Here is a 1,121-nt window from a genome sequence, read left to right on the forward strand (position 1 = left end):
TCGTGGGTGCCCTCGTAGGTGTTCACCACTTCCAGGTTCACCATGTGGCGCATGATGGGGAATTCATCCGAGATGCCATTGCCGCCCAGCATGTCCCGGGCGGTGCGGGCAATCTGCAAGGCCTTGCCACAGGAGTTGCGCTTGATCAGCGAGATCAGCTCCGGGGCGATCTGCCCGGCGTCCATCAACTGCCCGGCACGCAGGCAGCCCTGCAGGCCCAGGCTGATTTCGGTCTGCATGTCCGCCAGCTTCAACTGCACCAGCTGCTTGGACGCCAGCGGCACGCCGAACTGCTTGCGCGCCAGGGTGTATTCCCGGGCCGCGTGCCAGCAGCCTTCGGCCGCGCCCAGGGCGCCCCAGGCAATGCCGTAGCGGGCATTGTTCAGGCAGCCGAAGGGGCCCTTCAGGCCCTCCACGTTGGGCAGCAGGTTCTCTTCCGGCACAAACACTTCATCCATCACGATCTCGCCGGTGATGGAGGCGCGCAGGGCCAGCTTGCCCTCGATCTTCGGCGCCGACAGGCCGGCCATGCCCTTCTCCAACACAAAACCGCGAATCTTGCCATCGTCGGTTTTGGCCCACACCACGAACACATCCGCCACCGGGCTGTTGGTGATCCACATTTTGGCGCCAGAGAGTTGATAGCCGCCGTCCACGCTGCGGGCGCGGGTGATCATGGAACCCGGGTCGGAGCCGTGGTCCGGTTCGGTCAGGCCAAAGCAGCCGATCCACTCGCCGCTGGCCAGTTTCGGCAGGTACTTCTCGCGCTGGTCCTCGGTGCCGTAGGCGTAGATGGGGTACATCACCAGGGACGACTGCACGCTCATCATGGAGCGGTAGCCGGAGTCCACCCGCTCCACTTCGCGGGCGATCAGGCCGTAGCTGATGTAGTCCACGCCGGGGCAGCCGTAGCCGCTGATCGTGGCCCCCAGCAGGCCCATCTCGCCCATTTCGCGGAAGATGGCGAGGTCCGTGTGCTCCGCGCGAAAGGCCTCGCGCACCCGCGGGGCAAGCTGGCTCTGGGCGTACTGGGCGGCGCTGAGCTGCACCATGCGCTGTTCGTCGGTGAGTTGCTGCTCCAGCAGGAAGGGGTCCTGCCAATTCAGTTTCTGCCAGGATTT

At 65.2% G+C, this 1,121-nt stretch carries 1 protein-coding gene; it reads right to left on the bottom strand.

Annotated elements, in window-relative coordinates:
* The coding region (locus DDZ17_RS22195; protein ID WP_241506004.1) for an acyl-CoA dehydrogenase at positions 1–1,121 on the bottom strand (1,121 nt) is incomplete at both ends.

The sequence above is a fragment of the Parahaliea mediterranea genome (genome assembly GCF_003402235.1).
Taxonomy (GTDB): domain Bacteria; phylum Pseudomonadota; class Gammaproteobacteria; order Pseudomonadales; family Halieaceae; genus Parahaliea; species Parahaliea mediterranea.